The 16,713-nt window shown below is 53.4% G+C and carries 17 protein-coding genes; 9 read left to right on the top strand and 8 right to left on the bottom strand.

Annotation, left to right across the window (positions count from 1 at the left end; all coding sequences use genetic code 11):
• Window positions 1-15 precede the first annotated feature (15 nt).
• A complete protein-coding gene (locus BM261_RS03405; RefSeq protein WP_074895133.1) occupies window positions 16-699 on the top strand; it encodes a sulfite exporter TauE/SafE family protein in 684 nt (227 codons plus the stop codon).
• 122 nt (window positions 700-821) lie between these two features.
• Here BM261_RS03405 and BM261_RS03400 read toward each other — a convergent pair whose 3' ends face one another.
• Window positions 822-1,751: a cupin domain-containing protein gene (locus BM261_RS03400; RefSeq protein WP_003773907.1), complete on the bottom strand. Its 930-nt coding sequence runs from the start codon at window positions 1,749-1,751 to the stop codon at window positions 822-824.
• A gap of 171 nt (window positions 1,752-1,922) precedes the next feature.
• On the opposite strand from BM261_RS03400, the gene BM261_RS03395 reads away from it, so the two are divergent.
• From BM261_RS03395 to BM261_RS03385, 3 genes are all read left to right on the top strand, one after another.
• Window positions 1,923-2,258, top strand: coding sequence for a carboxymuconolactone decarboxylase family protein (locus BM261_RS03395; RefSeq protein ID WP_003773903.1), 336 nt, complete (start codon window positions 1,923-1,925; stop codon window positions 2,256-2,258).
• Window positions 2,259-2,429: 171 nt separating this feature from the next.
• On the top strand, window positions 2,430-2,801 hold the full coding sequence (locus BM261_RS03390; protein WP_074895131.1) for a rhodanese-like domain-containing protein: 372 nt from the start codon (window positions 2,430-2,432) through the stop codon (window positions 2,799-2,801).
• A 345-nt stretch (window positions 2,802-3,146) separates the two neighbouring features.
• On the top strand, window positions 3,147-3,635 hold the full coding sequence (locus BM261_RS03385) for a DUF302 domain-containing protein (RefSeq protein WP_074895129.1): 489 nt from the start codon (window positions 3,147-3,149) through the stop codon (window positions 3,633-3,635).
• A gap of 87 nt (window positions 3,636-3,722) precedes the next feature.
• Here BM261_RS03385 and BM261_RS03380 read toward each other — a convergent pair whose 3' ends face one another.
• Window positions 3,723-4,469 carry an amino acid ABC transporter permease gene (locus BM261_RS03380; protein WP_003773897.1) on the bottom strand — a complete coding sequence of 249 codons (747 nt, stop codon included), beginning with the start codon at window positions 4,467-4,469 and terminating at the stop codon, window positions 3,723-3,725.
• Between the two features lie 185 nt (window positions 4,470-4,654).
• On the opposite strand from BM261_RS03380, the gene ribF reads away from it, so the two are divergent.
• From ribF to murA, 4 genes are all read left to right on the top strand, one after another.
• Entirely contained in the window at window positions 4,655-5,581 is a 927-nt protein-coding gene (gene ribF, locus BM261_RS03375) for a bifunctional riboflavin kinase/FAD synthetase (protein WP_074895127.1), read from the top strand.
• A 100-nt stretch (window positions 5,582-5,681) separates the two neighbouring features.
• Entirely contained in the window at window positions 5,682-5,984 is a 303-nt protein-coding gene (locus tag BM261_RS03370) for a hypothetical protein (RefSeq protein WP_074895125.1), read from the top strand.
• A 159-nt stretch (window positions 5,985-6,143) separates the two neighbouring features.
• On the top strand, window positions 6,144-6,389 hold the full coding sequence (locus tag BM261_RS03365) for a BolA family protein (RefSeq protein WP_003773891.1): 246 nt from the start codon (window positions 6,144-6,146) through the stop codon (window positions 6,387-6,389).
• A gap of 35 nt (window positions 6,390-6,424) precedes the next feature.
• Complete coding sequence (gene murA, locus BM261_RS03360; protein WP_074895123.1) at window positions 6,425-7,675, top strand: UDP-N-acetylglucosamine 1-carboxyvinyltransferase; 1,251 nt, start codon at window positions 6,425-6,427, stop codon at window positions 7,673-7,675.
• 235 nt (window positions 7,676-7,910) lie between these two features.
• On the opposite strand, the gene BM261_RS03355 is transcribed toward murA, so the two are convergent.
• The 3 genes from BM261_RS03355 to porB all read right to left on the bottom strand — a co-directional run bounded on the left by BM261_RS03355 (window position 7,911) and on the right by porB (window position 12,872).
• A complete protein-coding gene (locus tag BM261_RS03355) occupies window positions 7,911-8,495 on the bottom strand; it encodes a DUF924 family protein (protein ID WP_074895121.1) in 585 nt (194 codons plus the stop codon).
• Window positions 8,496-8,721: 226 nt separating this feature from the next.
• A complete protein-coding gene (ileS, locus tag BM261_RS03350) occupies window positions 8,722-11,538 on the bottom strand; it encodes an isoleucine--tRNA ligase (protein ID WP_074895118.1) in 2,817 nt (938 codons plus the stop codon).
• Window positions 11,539-11,750: 212 nt separating this feature from the next.
• The gene (gene porB, locus BM261_RS03345; protein ID WP_074895116.1) at window positions 11,751-12,872 is read right to left on the bottom strand and encodes a trimeric porin PorB; all 1,122 of its coding nucleotides are present in this window, start codon (window positions 12,870-12,872) and stop codon (window positions 11,751-11,753) included.
• A gap of 231 nt (window positions 12,873-13,103) precedes the next feature.
• Here porB and BM261_RS12625 point away from each other — a divergent pair, with 231 nt between their 5' ends.
• The gene (locus BM261_RS12625) at window positions 13,104-13,250 is read left to right on the top strand and encodes a hypothetical protein (protein ID WP_177207347.1); all 147 of its coding nucleotides are present in this window, start codon (window positions 13,104-13,106) and stop codon (window positions 13,248-13,250) included.
• A gap of 111 nt (window positions 13,251-13,361) precedes the next feature.
• On the opposite strand, the gene BM261_RS03340 is transcribed toward BM261_RS12625, so the two are convergent.
• The 3 genes from BM261_RS03340 to BM261_RS03330 are packed head-to-tail and all read right to left on the bottom strand — an operon-like array spanning window position 13,362 to window position 16,480.
• The gene (locus BM261_RS03340; RefSeq protein WP_074895113.1) at window positions 13,362-14,264 is read right to left on the bottom strand and encodes a hypothetical protein; all 903 of its coding nucleotides are present in this window, start codon (window positions 14,262-14,264) and stop codon (window positions 13,362-13,364) included.
• Window positions 14,261-15,979, bottom strand: coding sequence for a bifunctional biotin--[acetyl-CoA-carboxylase] ligase/type III pantothenate kinase (locus BM261_RS03335; protein WP_074895110.1), 1,719 nt, complete (start codon window positions 15,977-15,979; stop codon window positions 14,261-14,263). Before BM261_RS03335 ends, BM261_RS03340 begins: the two co-directional genes overlap by 4 nt.
• Window positions 15,980-16,480 carry an adenylyltransferase/cytidyltransferase family protein gene (locus BM261_RS03330; RefSeq protein WP_074895107.1) on the bottom strand — a complete coding sequence of 167 codons (501 nt, stop codon included), beginning with the start codon at window positions 16,478-16,480 and terminating at the stop codon, window positions 15,980-15,982.
• Between the last annotated feature and the right edge of the window lie 233 nt (window positions 16,481-16,713).

Genomic DNA, 16,713 nt, shown 5'->3' with positions numbered 1-16,713 from the left:
AATCCTGTTTGCCCCATGACCGATTCCGTTTCCTTCCTCACCCTCTTCCTGCTCGGTTTTTTCGGCGGCGGCCACTGCGTCGGCATGTGCGGCGGCCTGTCGTCGGCCTTCGCCCTGCAACTGCCGCCGTACATCGGCCGTTTCCGCCTGATTGTGCTGCTCAACCTCGGCCGGATATCCAGCTACACCGTCATCGGCCTTTTGGCGGGCGCGCTCGGCCAATTCGGCATTTCGCTCGACCAAACCCGCACGCTGCAAACCGTCCTCTTCACCGCCGCCCACGTCTTACTGCTGCTGCTCGGCCTTTATCTGGCGGGCTTATCTGACTTGGCACGCCGCATCGAAAGCGCGGGCAAACCCGTCTGGCGGCGGCTCAACCCGCTGCTCAACCGCCTGCTGCCGATTAAAAGCGTACCGGCCTGCTTCGGCGTCGGCCTGCTGTGGGGCTGGCTGCCCTGCGGCCTGGTTTACAGCGCATCGCTCTACGCGCTGGGCAGCGGTAGCGCATGGCAGGGCGGGCTGATGATGCTGGCCTTCGCCTTCGGCACCCTGCCGAACCTGCTGGCCATGGGTTGGTTTGCCGGACAACTGAAATCCCTGCTGCAAAACCGCCGCGTCCGCCTGTTTGCCGGCCTGACCGTCTGTGCTTGGGCGGTGTGGCAGCTGGTGAAGGCCGCACGGCTGTTTGCCCTGTCTTAGGGCGGATGGGCTTTGCCGAAACCGTGCATTGGTTCCGCAGCCCCTCCCTTCTTCGGCGGCCTTGTGTTCACTTGATTGAAACCACGTTTCAGCTTCGCAGAAACTTTTGCTTTCAGACGGCCTCAAATGACAAATTCCATATCATCCTCAGCCTGTTTCCGGTATTGCCCGGGCGAAATGCCGTAAGCCTTTTTAAACGCCTTGCCGAAATGGGTTTCCGAACCGAAGCCCACCGCCAACGCTATGGCCAGCACCGAATCCGACCCCTGCTTCAACATTGCCGCCGCCTGCTGCAGACGGATTCGGTTCACAAAGGCATACGGGCTCATGCCCGTTTGCGCTTTAAACAGCCGCATCAGCTGCGCGCGCGACACCGTGGCCGCCGCCGCCATTTCTTCGATATTCCACGCCCGCTCCGGCTGCGCCAACACCGCCTGAATCACACCGCGCAAACGGCGGTCGTGCCAGCCCTTCAATATGCCGTCCGGCAGCGTGGGTATGCGGTTTTCCGATAAAAACGTCCGTACCAATAACACCAGCAGTACCGTCGACAGCGCGTCCACCACCGACTTGGAGCCGTGCTGCGGCCGTTCGGCCTCCTGCTGCAAAATCGCCACCACGCTTTGCAACGCGGTATGGCGCATATTCAGAAACACCGTTTCCGGAAGGCTGTCCATCAAATCGGCCTGACGGTCGTAATCGAAACGGGCGCAAAACAAGCTCAAATCCGCCTTGCCCGACCCGCTGCGTTTTTGCGTAAACACACCGTTGGACGCTATCTCCACCCCCGCGCCCGTATTGGCGCAAGCCGCATCACTACTCAAAACATGGCCGATTTTGTGCGGAAAAAACACCACATCGCCGCTGCCCAGCAGGCGCGGTTTGTCCATACCGTCCACCTGAAGCCAACCCTCGCCGTCCGTTACGATGTGCACCAAGGCCTGACCACGCCGCGCCTCATGCCGCACATACCATCCGCCCTGAAACAGGCATTGCACGTCCACACTGCCGCTGATTTGCGCCAGCGACACCAGCTTGTCGAGAATATCCATTTTTACGCCACCAAATGATACGATTTGCAGATTATTTTAATACAAAACGCGCAACAATGGCCGCCGAAATCCGAACCCGGACACACTTAACCATACGGATACGGTTCAAATCGGGATAAGGCGGAGAAACGCCGTCCCGATTCGCAGCCAATCCGCCATCAGGAGCAAATCATGTTTAAAGACTGGAACGAACACACCGCATTGGTCAAAAAATCCTTCGGCGAAATGGGTAAAAAACACCCGAAAATGCTGCAAGCCTACGGCGCACTCGAGCAAGCCGCAGCAGCAGAGGCACTGGATGCCAAAACCCGCGAACTCATCGCCATCGCCGTAGCCGTGACCACCCGTTGCGAAAGCTGCATCAGCGTCCACACCGCCGCTGCCGTTAAAGCAGGAGCCACAGAAGGCGAAATCGCCGGCGCATTGGCCACAGCCATATCGCTCAACGCAGGAGCGGCTTATACTTACGCCCTGCGCGCCTTCGAAGCCGCGGAAAGCCAACGCTAAAGAAAGGCCGTCTGAAAACTCAACTTCCCAACGGAAGTTGAGTTTCTGCGCAGCTAAAACGGAGTTTCTGCGAAGCTAAAACAAAGTTTCCAAAGGAAGCAGAGTTTCTGCAAAACCAAAGCAAAGCTTCACGAAACCCGAACGCCTAACCGTCAAACAGAAAGAAATGTCATGAAAAAACAAATCCTGACCGCGCTGCTTGCCGCAGCCATGCTCTCCCCCGCCGTTTACGCCGCCGACGCGCACGCCGCCGCACACCCGGCTCCGTCCGTCCAACCTGCCAAAGCAAAAGGCATCTGGATAGACGTGCGCACGCCGGAAGAATACCAAGAAGGCCACCTTGCCGACGCAATCAATATCCCGCACGACCAAATCGCCAATAAAATTTCCGCAACGGCTGCCGACAAAAACGCCCCCATCCACCTCTACTGCAAATCCGGCCGCCGTGCCGGACTGGCCAAACAACAGTTGGAAAAAATGGGCTACACCAACGTCAGCAACCACGGCGGCTATCAGGATTTGCTGGCCAAAGGCATGAAATAACCGCCCTTCCTCCCTATATCACGGATGAGGTGCGAACCGGCAGGGCGGCGCTCCCCTGTCCTCCTGCGCCATATGCGCCCGCCCATCTGCGGCCTCTCCGCTGGCCCTGATTCGAATTTCATCCGCCACATCATCCGAGGCCGTCTGAAAACGCAACTTCCGCCAGGAAGTTGCGTTTCTGCGAAGCTAAAACGAGTTTTCCGAAGAAAGGCAAGTTTCTGCCGAGCTAAAACGAGTTTTCCGAAAGAAGACGAGTTTCTGCGAAGCTAAAACACAGCTTCAACGGAATAAAACCGTGTTTCAGACGGCCTCAAATCCATCCTACCCCGACACGGAGCATTCAAAATGAACCTCAAAGCCACCTCACTGCGCGCCATTGCCTTAGCCATCCTTCTCGGCACGGCTGCCTGCGCCGCGCCGTCCCAACTTTCCGCCAAAAAGGAGCAAGCCATGCCTTCCGTCCACAGCATCACCAGCCGCTACAGCTTCGATGATACCGTTGCCCGCCTGCAGGCAAGTTTCCTCGCCAAAGGCATGAGCATTTTTGGCATCATCAACCACCAGGCCGCCGCTCAAGAATCAGGATTATCCATGCAGCCGGCTACCGTCATCGTCTTCGGCACGCCCCAAGCCGGAACGCCGCTGATGGTCAAAGACCCCGAATTTGCCCTGCAATTGCCGCTGAAAGTGCTGGTTACAGAACAGGACGGACAAGTCAAAGTCGTCTTCAACGACACCCGTGCCCTGATTCAGGGCAGCAAAATCAACTTCTCCGACGTGGAAAACAGCTTGGCCAATGCGGAAAAACTGATTGCAAAAACCGTAACGGAATAAGCCGCAGCAAAATATCAAAAGGCCGTCTGAAAACCAGGAAACGGTTTTTCAGACGGCCTTCTTTTGTCATTTGATTCGTTAGAACAATCAACGACGCTGAGGATTGTAACGTTTCTCCAACGAGGAGAAGAACCAGCTCAGGCAGATGGTCATCAGCAGATAAATCAGCGCGATGGCATACAGCGGTTCTTCGTAAATTGAAAAACGTCCGGAAATCGTGCGTTGTACATAAGTCAATTCAGCCACGGCAATGGAAGAAAGCAGCGAACTGTCTTTCAACAGCGTAATGAACTCGTTTGCCAACGGCGGCAGCATACGGCGGAAAGCCTGCGGCAGAATCACGAAACGCATCGCCTGCGGATAAGTCAGGCCGAGCGAACGCGCCGCCTCCATTTGGCCTTTGTCGATAGACAGGATGCCCGCACGGAAAATCTCGGTGATATACGCTGTCGCATTGGCAGTCAATGCCAAAACACCCGCCGTAATCGCGCCGTAGTCGCGCCGCATGGCGATTGCCTGCTCCCCATTCACCAACCAGCCGTGTTCGGGATGAATCAGGGCCACGCTCCAAACGTAATACCAAATAAAAATCTGCACAAACAAAGGCGTACCGCGAAACAGCGTTACATACAGCAGCGAAACGTTCCGCAGTAGCCAGGCCAAGGCCTTCAATAGCGGCCCGCCCTTCTCGAAACGCACAATCCTCGCCAGCGCACCAAGCAACCCCAGCAGCGTACCGCCCAGTGTGGCGACGAAGGTCAGTCCCAAAGTAGTCAATGCCCCTATCAGGAACATCTCGCGGTATTCATAAATAATATCGAAACGGAAACTCATATAACAAACTGCCCGACAGTTGTAACGGAAAGCAAAAACGGCGTTGCGCCTTTTGCATGGGAAACCGCGCATTTTACAAGAAAAAACACCGCCTGAAACATTTAATTGCCGCCGCACTCCCCGCCATACTGTAAGCACCCGCCAAATCCGTTTACAATAGCCGCTTTTTTCCTAGCGGCAACCCTATGAAAATCCTCCTTGGCGGCACGCCTGTGCAAAACGCCCCGCCCGCAGCCGTTACCATCGGCAACTTCGACGGCGTGCACCTCGGCCACCGCCACATCCTGCAACGTCTCAAAAGCGAGGCCGCCGCACGCGGCCTGCAAAGCACGGCCGTCGTTTTCGAGCCGCAACCGGCCGAATTCTTTGCCCGCCTGCGTGGCAGCGAACCGCCGCCCCGCCTGACACCGCTGCGCGACAAGCTGCGCCTGCTGCACGAAAGCGGCTGCGTGGACAACGTCCGCGTATTGCGTTTCAACCGCGCATTTTCACAAATGCCCGCCGAAGACTTTATCGAACACATCCTGCAACGGGAATTAAACACCCGTTATCTGCTGGTCGGCGACGATTTCCGTTTCGGCCGCGACCGCGCGGGCAGTTTCGACCTGCTGCAAAACCACAGTGGCTTCGTTACCGAGCGCACGCCGAGCATCCTCGTGGCCGGCATCCGCGCCAGCAGTACCGCCGTGCGGCAAGCCTTGCGCGAAGGCCGTCTGAAAGAGGCGGAACAGATTTTGGGACACGGCTGCGTCCTGAGCGGGCGGGTTGCCCACGGGCGCAAGCTGGGACGGACAATCGGCAGCCCTACCGCCAACATCCACCTGCCGCCGCACCGCTATGCCTTAAACGGCGTTTTCGTCGTCGAAGCATCCGGCACGTTTGGCAAACGGCGCGGCGTGGCCAGTTTCGGCCTCAATCCCACCGTCAGCGATTCGGGCAGACAAAAGCTGGAAGTCCACCTGTTCGACTTTTCGGGCAACCTCTACGGCCAACGGCTGTTTGTCCGTTTCCTGCACAAATTGCGCGATGAAGAAAAATTCGGCGATATGGAACAACTCCGGCGGCAGATCGCCGCAGACATCAGGGCAGCCAAAAGCTGGCAGGCCGTCTGACAAATGCGAAAAGTTATAAATAGGAATGACAACTGTCAGTGAAAAATGTATAATCCGCGTAATTTTTTGCAAACAGCACAACCTTGTTTCAGGAGTTTGAATGAACCAACCGTCCAACCCGCTGCTGAACCAGCAGCCGCAATATCACCAACCGCAACAATTCGGCCAACAGCAGGCTCCCGTCATGACCATTGGCGACTGGATTGTGACTTCCATCGTTTTGGCCATTCCTTTGGTTAACCTGATTATGGCTTTCGTGTGGGGCTTCGGCAGTAATACCAACCCCAACAAAGCCAACTACTGCAAGGCCTGGCTGATTTTCATAGCCATCGTGGTCGCGCTTTATATCCTGCTGGTCGTATTCGCCATCGGCGCAGGCGCGGCTGCCGGCCAATACCAATAAACTGAAACATTCCAACAAAGAGGCCGTCTGAAAACCTGTTTCCGGGTTTTCAGACGGCCTCTTTGTTTGCCGTCCGATATTTTTCAGACGGCCTGAGAGCGAAACGGTATAATCCCGCCTTTTGCAACCAAACAAACCGATACAACAAAAGGAACCGCCATGCTGCTGCCCGAACAGGTCAAAGAACTGATTGCCGCCATCGTCCCTTGCGAACACATCGAAGTGGAAGGCGACGGCCACCACTTTTTTGCCGTCATCGTCTCATCCGCCTTCGAAGGCAAAGCCCGATTGGCGCGCCACCGCCTGATTAAAGACGGTTTGGCCGAAAAACTCGCTTCCAACGAACTGCACGCCCTATCGGTTTCCGTTGCCGCCACGCCTGCGGAATGGGCTGCACGCGGCTAACCGCCCACCCTTCCCGTTCCCACCGAAAGTAATCCATGGACAAACTTAAAATTTCCGCCAACGGCCCCTTAAACGGCGAAATCACCATCTCAGGCGCAAAAAACGCCGCCCTGCCGCTGATGTGTGCCGGACTGCTGACCGCAGGTACGCTGCGGCTGAAAAACGTCCCCATGCTGCGCGATGTCAAAACCACGCAGAAACTGCTGCAAGGCATGGGCGCACGCGTTTTAACCGACAATGTTTCCGAATTTGAAATCAACGGCGGCACAGTCAACAACACCTGCGCTCCTTACGAGTTGGTAAAAACCATGCGCGCTTCTATCCTCGTCCTCGGTCCGACCCTCGCCCGCTTCGGCAAGGCGGAAGTCAGCCTGCCCGGCGGTTGCGCCATCGGCTCGCGCCCCGTCGATCAGCACCTGAAAGGGCTGGAAGCCATGGGTGCGGAAATCGTCATCGAACACGGCTACGTTAAAGCTTCAGGGCGTCTGAAAGGCGCGCGCGTGGTTATGGACATGATTACCGTGGGCGGCACGGAAAACCTGTTGATGGCCGCCACATTGGCCGAAGGTACCACCGTTTTGGAAAACTGCGCCATCGAACCCGAAGTTGTCGATTTGGCAAAATGCCTAGTCAAAATGGGGGCGAAAATCAGCGGCATCGGCACGCCGACCATGACAATCGAAGGAGTAAAAGAACTGCACGGCTGCGAACACAGCGTCGTTCCCGACCGAATCGAAGCGGGTACGTTTTTATGCGCCGTCGCCATGACCGGCGGCAAAGTCGTACTGCGCAACGCCGCTCCCAAAACCATGGAAGCCGTCTTAGACAAACTGGTGGAAGCCGGCGCACTTATCGAAGCGGGCGACGACTGGATTTCCATCGATATGAAGCGGCGGCCGAAAGCGGTAAACATCCGCACCACCGAACATCCCGGCTTCCCCACCGACATGCAGGCTCAATTTATGGCCATGAACGCTGTGGCGGAAGGTTCTTCCAAAGTGATTGAAACCATTTTTGAAAACCGCTTTATGCACGTTCCCGAGCTCAACCGCATGGGTGCGGATATTTCCACCGAAGGCAATACCGCTTTCGTCAACGGTGTGGAAAAACTCTCCGGCGCAACCGTGATGGCAACCGATCTGCGCGCCTCCGCCAGCCTCGTCATTGCAGGATTGGCGGCAGGCGGTGAAACCGTTGTCGAACGCATCTACCATCTCGACAGAGGTTACGAACACATCGAAACCAAACTCGGCCGCGTCGGTGCGAAAATCGAACGGATTTCGTGATTTCGTTTCCCTGTTTTCAGATGGCCTCCCCTCTGCGGAAGGCCGTCTGAATTGATAGGGGCGATTCAAATAAACTCTTCCCCTCAGCCTCCGTTAGCCGGCACAGTCGGAAATAGAAAAAGCCGAGTTCCGCAATATACGGAACCCGGCTTACATATAGGCCGTCTGAAAAACCTTAAAGCATCTGTTTGCTTGCTTCATTCTCCAGACAAACAATCTTTACAAGACCGTCTTATCACTCGTCGTCATCATCCTCGTCATCCAACTCAAAACCGCTGGGGTTTGCCTTCAAAAAGGCTAATTCTTCAGGAGTGCTTTGACGGTTTAAAATGGCATTGCGGTGGGGATAACGCCCGAAACGGTCGATGACCGCCTTATGACGCTCCTCCAACCGCACACTCTTCGGTGTACCGAACCGCTGGAACAAACCGCGCGCCACAGTATGGATATTACGGTTTTCACTGTGCAGGAAAGGCATGAGGATAAACTGACGTTGCTTGGCCTCCAAAAAAGGGAAAGACTGATGCCGAACAGCTTCCTGCGCCAGCAACAATGCCATACGGTCTTGCGTATAAGCGTGCGGCCTGCCGCGGAAAATCAACCTTGAAAACTGGTCAAGAATGATAATTTCTGCCAACCGCCCTTGTATGGTATCCCGCCAGTCCGATAATTCGCAATTAACAGCATCACGGAAAATCCGCTCATACATCACGCGGACTTTCGTATCCAGAAATTCGCTATGTTCAAACCAATGCCGTTTAACTTCTTTACTGAACCAAAAATCCAGAATTTCTTGCGGGGTTACATACATCAGCTGCATCATGCTTCCTTTTGAAACAAAGCGGTTGAATAGAAAGGAAGATGATTGTATTACAAACGGTCTCTTGCTTATTTCATTTAGGTTTATCGGTTATTTTTAAAAACAAACGGTCATATTTTCAGATTAACGCGTAATTTATATGCAACATACTGATTTACCTTATCATTGTAGACAATCTAAAAGGCCGTCTGAAAACCAATTTTCAGACGGCCTTTTAAACTAAGACTTAAACGTAATTCCTTGTTTCGCCCTGCCCGTCAATATTATCGGCACAACGGGCGCAAACAGTTGCATGTTCTGCCACTGTTCCAACATCTTCGGTGTAATGCCAGCAACGTTCGCATTTTTGCCCGCCGCTAACATGCACATCAACCGACAAGGCATCTCCTTCCTTAACTACGGCTTTCGAAACCAATAAGGCAAAACGCAACTCTTCGCCTAATGCGGACAATGCAGCGGCCAAATCGGCATCGGCAGTAATCTCCACCTCTGCCTGCAACGAAGAACCCAGCGACTTGTCCGCACGCAACGGTTCGATTGCGGCGGTAACGGCATTACGCGCCTCGCGTATGGCCTGCCATTTCTTCACCAGCTCCGCTTCGCTGGCAGCCGGCATTTGCGGGAAATCATGCCATGTATGGAACAACACGCTGTCTTCTTCGCCGCCGCCAATGATGTCCCAGGCTTCTTCTGCAGTAAAACACAAAATCGGCGACATCAGCAAAACCAAGCTGCGGGTAATGTGGTAAAGCGCGGTTTGCGCACTGCGGCGGGCATGGCTGCCGGCCTTGGTGGTATAGAGGCGGTCTTTTAAAATATCGAGATAGAACGCACCCAAATCCTCCGAGCAGAACGACACAATATCCTGTACTGCAAAATGGAAGGCATAACGCGGATAATAATCGCCGGCCAGTTTTTCCTGCAGTTGGCGCGCCATTACCAAGGCATAACGGTCGATTTCCACCATATCTGCCTGCGGCACGGCATCTTCAATCGGATTGAAGTCGCTCAAATTGGCCAACAGGAAACGCAATGTATTCCGCAAACGGCGGTAGCTTTCGGTTACCCGTTTCAGAATTTCTTTTGAAATGGCCAATTCGCCGCTGTAATCGGTAGCAGCCGTCCACAGGCGCAGAATATCCGCGCCGAATTCGTTATACACTTCCTGCGGCGCAACCACGTTGCCTAGCGATTTCGACATTTTTCTGCCGTTTTGATCGACAACGAAACCGTGCGTCAGCAACTGTTTGTACGGCGCACGCCCCAAAGTGGCGCAACCGGTCAGCATGGAAGATTGGAACCAACCGCGGTGCTGGTCGCTTCCTTCCAAATACAAATCGGCCGGCCAAGCCAATTCTTCGCGCTGCTTCAGCACGGAATAATGCGTCGAACCCGAATCAAACCATACATCCATTGTATCGGACAGTTTGTCGTAATTTTCGCAATCTTCCGCACTCAGTAACTCGCTTTTATCCAAGGCAAACCATGCCTCAATACCTTTTTCCTCAATGCGCTTGGCCACTTCCTCCAGCAACCGTGCCGAATCGGGATGCAATTCGCCCGTATCTTTATGCACGAAAAAGGTCATCGGCGTACCCCAGAACCGTTGGCGCGAAACCACCCAATCAGGACGGCCTTCAATCATCGCCTGCAAACGCGCACGACCCCACGCCGGGAAAAATTCGGTATCGTCCACTGCCTTCAATGCTTTGTTGCGCAGGGTTTTGCCGTCCGCACCCTCTTTATCCATGCCGATAAACCATTGGCCGGTAGCACGGTAAATCAAAGGGGTTTTGTGCCGCCAACAATGGGCATAACTGTGTTCGATTTTGTTGTTCGCCAATACCCGCCCTACTTCCTCAAGCCATCCGACAATTACAGGATTGGCTTCCCAAACCGTCATGCCCTCAACGCGCGGTGTTCCGGCAATATAACGCCCTTGTGCGTTTACAGGGTTAAACAGTTCGATGCCGTATTTGATGCAGACGAAATAATCTTCCAAACCGTGCGCCGGCGCAGTATGAACCAAGCCCGTACCGGCCTCGGTACTCACATGTTCGCCGTTCAACAACAGAATATCGCGATCTAAAAACGGATGGCTCAATTGCAGGCTTTCCAACCTTGCCCCCGTTGTTTCCGCCAAAACCCGGAGGCCGTCTGAAAGAGATTCATCATCGGCTCCGTCAACCAACAAGCCGTAGCGCTTCAACGCATCACGCGCCAAATCTTTAGCCAAAACCAAATTCCCTTTCGGCGTGGCAATCAGTTGATAAACGATATCCGCTCCCGCAGAGACAGCCTGACTGGCAGGCAGCGTCCAAGGCGTGGTCGTCCAAATGACGGCAAAACTGTCCCCGGTTAATTTTTTCAAACCAAAGGCAGCAGCCACGGCACCATTGCTTTTAAACGGATAGGCAACATCGATGGCCAAAGAAGTTTTATCCTTATATTCTACTTCCGCTTCCGCCAACGATGATCCGCAATCCAGGCAGAATTGAACGGGCTTTGCCCCCCGATACAGATAGCCTGCCCGGTAAATTTCCCCCAGAGTACGCACCGTGTCGGCTTCGGTTTGATAATCCATGGTCAGATAAGGGCGTTCCCAATCACCCAACACGCCTAAACGGATAAAGTCTTTTTTCTGCCGCGCAATCTGCTCGGCAGCGTAAGAACGGCACAACTCGCGGAATTTCGCCATAGGCATTTCACGCCCGTGCAACTTTTCCACCATTACCTCAATCGGCAAACCATGACAGTCCCAGCCCGGTACATAAGGCGCATCAAAGCCAGCCAAGGTCTTACTTCTCAGGATGATGTCTTTCAGAATTTTATTGACGGCATGACCGATATGGATATCGCCATTGGCATAAGGAGGACCGTCGTGCAGGATAAATTTCGGCCTTCCCTGCATTTTTTCGCGCAGTTTCTGATAACGCTTTTGCTCATACCAGCTTTTCAGCCATTCCGGCTCGCGTTTGGCCAAATCGCCACGCATGGGAAACGGCGTATCCAATAAATTAACGGTTTTACGGTAATCGGTCATTTTGTGTCTCGGAAATAGTGGAATATAAAAACCGGCCTTTTTAGGCCGTCTGAAATTCAAGGCATAGCGCATTGTAGCGGAAACAGCCCTTGATTATAAGGGCATGTGCAAGGATTGCGGAAAGGCCGTCTGAAACAATATTTTCAGACGGCCTCAATAACTAAAAAAGAGCCTGCAAAGCAGGCTCTTTAGCAAACAATTCTAAATTTAAATTAGAATTTGTGGCGCAGGCCAACCAAACCAGCGGTAGTTTCTACGCGGTAAGTTTCTTTATGACCAGATTTCAACCAACCGGCTTGAGCAAATGCAGTGGTACGTTTAGAGAAGTCATAGTCAGCACCAACGATTACTTGGTCGTACTGAGTTTGTTTTTTCTCAGCATCAGACAAGTGTTTGCCAGCAGTTTTGAAGCCGTGAGCGTAAGAAACTTTAGGCGTTACATTACCAAATTTGTATGCACCAGTAACAGCCAACTCGTGAGTTTTCAGGCCAGCAGAACGGTCAGCAGAAGCATTATAAGCATCGCCAGTCAAAGCTGCATGGTAGCTTTCTTGGCTATCCCAACCGTTAGTGTACTGGTAACCACCGCTTACAAACAGGTTGTTCGCATCATAACCGGCTTCAATACGGTGAGCTTGACCTGACTTGCTGCTTTGTGCGCCAGTAACTGGGTTAGTTGCTACATAAGCAGATTTTTTGTAACCGAAACCATACTGAGCAAAGAAGCCAGAGTTTTCATAGTTCAAACCGGCATAGTAACCTGCATTGTCTTTAGCAGCGTCATCACGACCAGAAGTAGGGTTACCGACGCCGCGCACTGTATTTACAGCATTGTCACGTGGAGTAAACTGAACGTTTGCGCTGAAGCCTGCGAATACCGGAGAATCGTAGCGTACAGAAACAATTTTCTGACCGGTACGGGTAAAGATACCTAAGCCCAAAGCGTTGTTGTTGTATTCCCAAGCATCAGTTTTATCCATTTCGTCCAACTGGGTGCTCATTTTACCAGCGCGGAAAGTACCGGCGGTAGTCTCCAAACCGATGTAAGCTTGGCGGTTACCCCAACCTTTATCAGTACCGGCAACTGAAGTTTTTTGTTCTACTTTCCAAATAGCATTCAAGCCATTGCCCAAGTTTTCATGACCTTTGAAACCGATGCGTGAACCGAAGTCGGCAATCTGAGTCACAGTATGGCTTTTCTCAGTAGTAGTAGTTGTTTTTACTTTAGTCTGACCGGTTTCAACACCAGCTTTGATGGTACCGTACAGAGTCACGTCTGCCATTGCAGCAGTAGACAAAGCAGCCAAAGACAGAGCAATCAGAGTTTTTTTCATTGCTGTATTCCTTTTCTATGTTTAAGAAAATCAGGCGAAACCGGATGACTCCGATTAAGCTGTTGCGTTTATCGCCGTTGCCAGCGATTACATGGCTGTTAATATAAATGTTCCGCCACAAAAAAACAAACTTTATCGGCGTTTCCCCTGCACGAATGCAGCAAAAAGTGTGTTATTTTTCCCACAAATATTGTTTATTTGCTTTCGTTTCATGGCGTTGCCTGAAATTTCATGTTGTTACAACTTTATCCCTTAATAGCTATTTATTGCGCAATCACCCACACCCAATTACGCCCGCATCAGGCATCCGTACTACTGCCGAACGGGAAAGGCACTGCAAGACTGACTTTGCGGCAGGAGAGGCCGTCTGAAACCTGACTGCAGGCATAACGGATTAACTTGATATCACCAATTCGGCATCAAGAAACCAAAAGGCCGTCTGAAAGACGTTTTACAATAAAACACCTTTCAGACGGCCTTCCGTTGTTTTTAACGGCATTTGTTTCTAGACAGCCTGCCGTAGCTTCCGACTATATTTTGAATGGCTTTGATATCGGCATCGTTCACAGTCATGAATGTAATCTGCATTTTGGCAACACTCTGACCTCCGGACGAACCTGAATTCACCTCGCGCAACTGGCCTGTGAAACCCGCACCCTGCAAACGGTTTAACAATGCTTGGGCTTGCGCCTTGTCGGACCGGATGCCAATGCTGATGCCGCCTTCCATCAATACGGTATTGAAGCCTTTGCTTTGAAGGGCCTGCATTTGGCTGCCGGCATCGATTTGAATCGGCGTCCAAACCGCATAACTTGTTTTGCTCCTTACCGCTTCTTTGCGCTCTACCGTGCGGCTGGCCGCATGCGGCCAACGGTTTAACAGCCCTTTTATTCTGTGATAGTCGTCTTCCGGCAGGGAAACATTAGCCGTTGTTACACAGCGGTTTCCCTGTCCTGCCTCTGTCATGACGGGCTGACGCTCAAAGTTGCCCTGATTATTATTGCCCTGTGCATACTTGCTGCGCCGCATGGCTTCTTCTTTGGCCTGAATTTGGCGGCGGTTTCTTTCATCCTGCAATCTGGCTATCTGTTTGGCCGTATCTTCTTCGGTATCGGTGGGTTCGATATAGACATCGGCTGCACCGCCGTTGTCCGTCAACCAGTTGCCCGACGGGGCGGACGCAACAGCAGAGGCCGGCGTTTCGGACGCACCTGCATCGGAAGGTTTGACCATGGGCTGCGGCAAGTCGGCGGAATCACGCGTCATCCGGGCACTGGCCTCTTTCCTTTTGGCCATCATTTCTGCCTCTTGTTTTTCCATGACTTTAGGCAGCGTCATGCCGCCGAATATTGCGATATTCAGCGCCAACAACGCAAAAAACAACCATTTCATTCTTGTCCCACCCAGCTTAACAGGCCATAAATGACCAAATTATCTACGATTTTAATGTCATTGTCTAAAACAAACGCTTGCGGCAGAGCCTCGGCCACTTTGGCCGCACCACCTCCGGTGAGGATGACATCTACTGTTTTTTCGCCGCCGATTTTTTCTTTCAGACGGCCGTGCATCAAAATAACGGCTCCGCAGACCGCATCCATCATACCGCTCGCCAATGCGTTGGACGTGGTGGTCGGGAAGGGATAAACGCGCCCGATTCGCCGGTTTAGATTGGCGGTTTTCATGGCCATGGCCTCTTTCATCAAATGAAAACCGGGCATGATGCTGCCGCCGAGATAACTGCCGTCATCGGTTAGCGCGTCTATCGTTACGGCCGTTCCGCAACTGACGACCACGCAGGCATTCCGACTGAATCGGCGGCTGCCCAATGCGTTAAACCAACGGTCGGAACCATGTTCCGCAGGATTGCGGTAGTGATTACGGATACCCAAGGCATGGGGCATTGACGGCAGCCATTCGATTTCTGCCGCCAACTTCTCCTGCACCAGTGCCTTCTTTTCATCACCGCACACCGCACTGCCGACTATCGCAACGCCGTTACCGCCGAAATGCCGCCAGTCTTCGCCCAATTGCTGCAAATCACGATACGGTGCGCCCGAAACATTGCCTATTTTGCCGTTTTCCGCCCACGCCCATTTCAGACGGCTGTTACCGCCGTCCAACAATAAATAGCGCGTCGCCGCCCTACCGGCAGGCGCAATGCTTTGACGCAGACTGATTTCGCCGCTGGCTATCCGTTTTTCGCCTCCGGCCGTCTCCAGCCGCAATACGCCCTGTTCGGTCACACCGAGTACAGTGCCTTCTTCCAGTACTTGCCCGTTATGCAGCAGACGGACGGAAGCACCCTGATCACGGTTGGCCGCCTCATAAGCCGCAAGGAAAGGGGCGAAACCGTGCACTGCAAATTCGGACAATATGCCGTCTAATTCGCCCAGCAGGATTCCGAGCAATTTGGCGGCACTCGGCGGCACACTTTGACAGGCGGCTTGCACGGATGTGGCATTCTCGATCTCTTTCGGCAAGACAAAATTCAAACCTATGCCGATAACGGCGGCCGTTTTACCCCCGCTGCGCATGGTTTCAATCAAAATGCCGCCCAATTTGTCGCTGCCGACAACCAAATCGTTCGGCCATTTGAGTTGCACCGGCACACCCAGCCGCCGCAATGCATTGCAACAAGCCAAACCGACTGCCAGCGACAAAGCACCCAATTCGCCCTGCTGCCGTTCGAATACCCAACCGAAACTGAATGTCAGGCATTCGCCGATGCGGCTGTACCAACTGCGCCCCTGCCGGCCCCGCCCTTTGGTTTGCTCGTGCACAATACACAGATAACGGTGGGCGGCATCAATATCGCGCTTTGCTGCCATCAATACCGCATCATTACTTGAAGGATGGGTATGGAGCAGTTCGGCACGGAAACCGCCCGCAACGGCAGACAGGCACTCGTCCGAAAAAACAGCCAAAGGCCGCACCAAACGCCAATAACCGTCCTGCTGGCGCAACAACCCCCGGATATGCGCGGGCATTTTCAGCCATAAACCGTTCAACTGCTGCGGTTTCACACCCGCCTTCCCGGCCAGTGCCGCGATATGTTTGGGCAGGCCGTCTGAAAGCTCGGCCAGCAACCGCCAATGAACAGCCTGCATTTACGCACGCTCCGAAGCGCGGATTTTTGCCAACGTCTGAGTAGTGGAAGTTTGATGCAGGAAAGGAATCGAATAGACTTTCCCACCCCTCGCCAACGTTTCGGCAGAGCCGACGATTTTCTCCACCGGCCAGTCGCCGCCTTTAATCAGAATATCCGGCCTGACCAGTTCGATAAGCTTGAAAGGCGTATCTTGATCAAACCAAGTAACCAAATCGACGCTGGACAATGCCGCCGCCACTGCCGCCCGATCGGCCAGCGTGTTAATCGGCCTGTCATCACCCTTACCCAGCCTCCTGACCGACTCGTCGGTATTCAACGCCAACACCATGGCCGCACCTGCCGCCCTGGCCTGCGCCAAGTAAGTAACATGCCCCCGATGCAGGATATCGAAGCAGCCGTTGGTAAAAACCAGCGGCCGGGGCAAGGCGGCGATTTTCGCGGACAGCATATCAGGAGGGCAAATTTTCCCTTCAAAATCAGGCAGCGGCCAAGTTTGCATTCTCTTTGTACTCAACTGAAATAAAGGGGCAAATCATACCGAAAGCATGGTAAGACGGCAATCCGCCGATTATCGGCATCGCTTTCCGGCTTTAACTGCCGTTTCCTGTTTCAGACGGCCTGCCTGAAACCTGAGACCGTCTGAAACAGCGAGCTGCACCATAGCCATGCCAGCCACACCGGAAGCAAAAATAACAAAACCCGCCTCATTAAAGAGACGGGTTTTGTTTTGAT

It is taken from the genome of Neisseria elongata subsp. elongata (genome assembly GCF_900113545.1).
Classification (GTDB): Bacteria; Pseudomonadota; Gammaproteobacteria; order Burkholderiales; family Neisseriaceae; genus Neisseria; species Neisseria elongata.
Note: the sequence above shows the minus strand (reverse complement) of the source record. Positions and strands in the feature narration are given on the sequence as shown.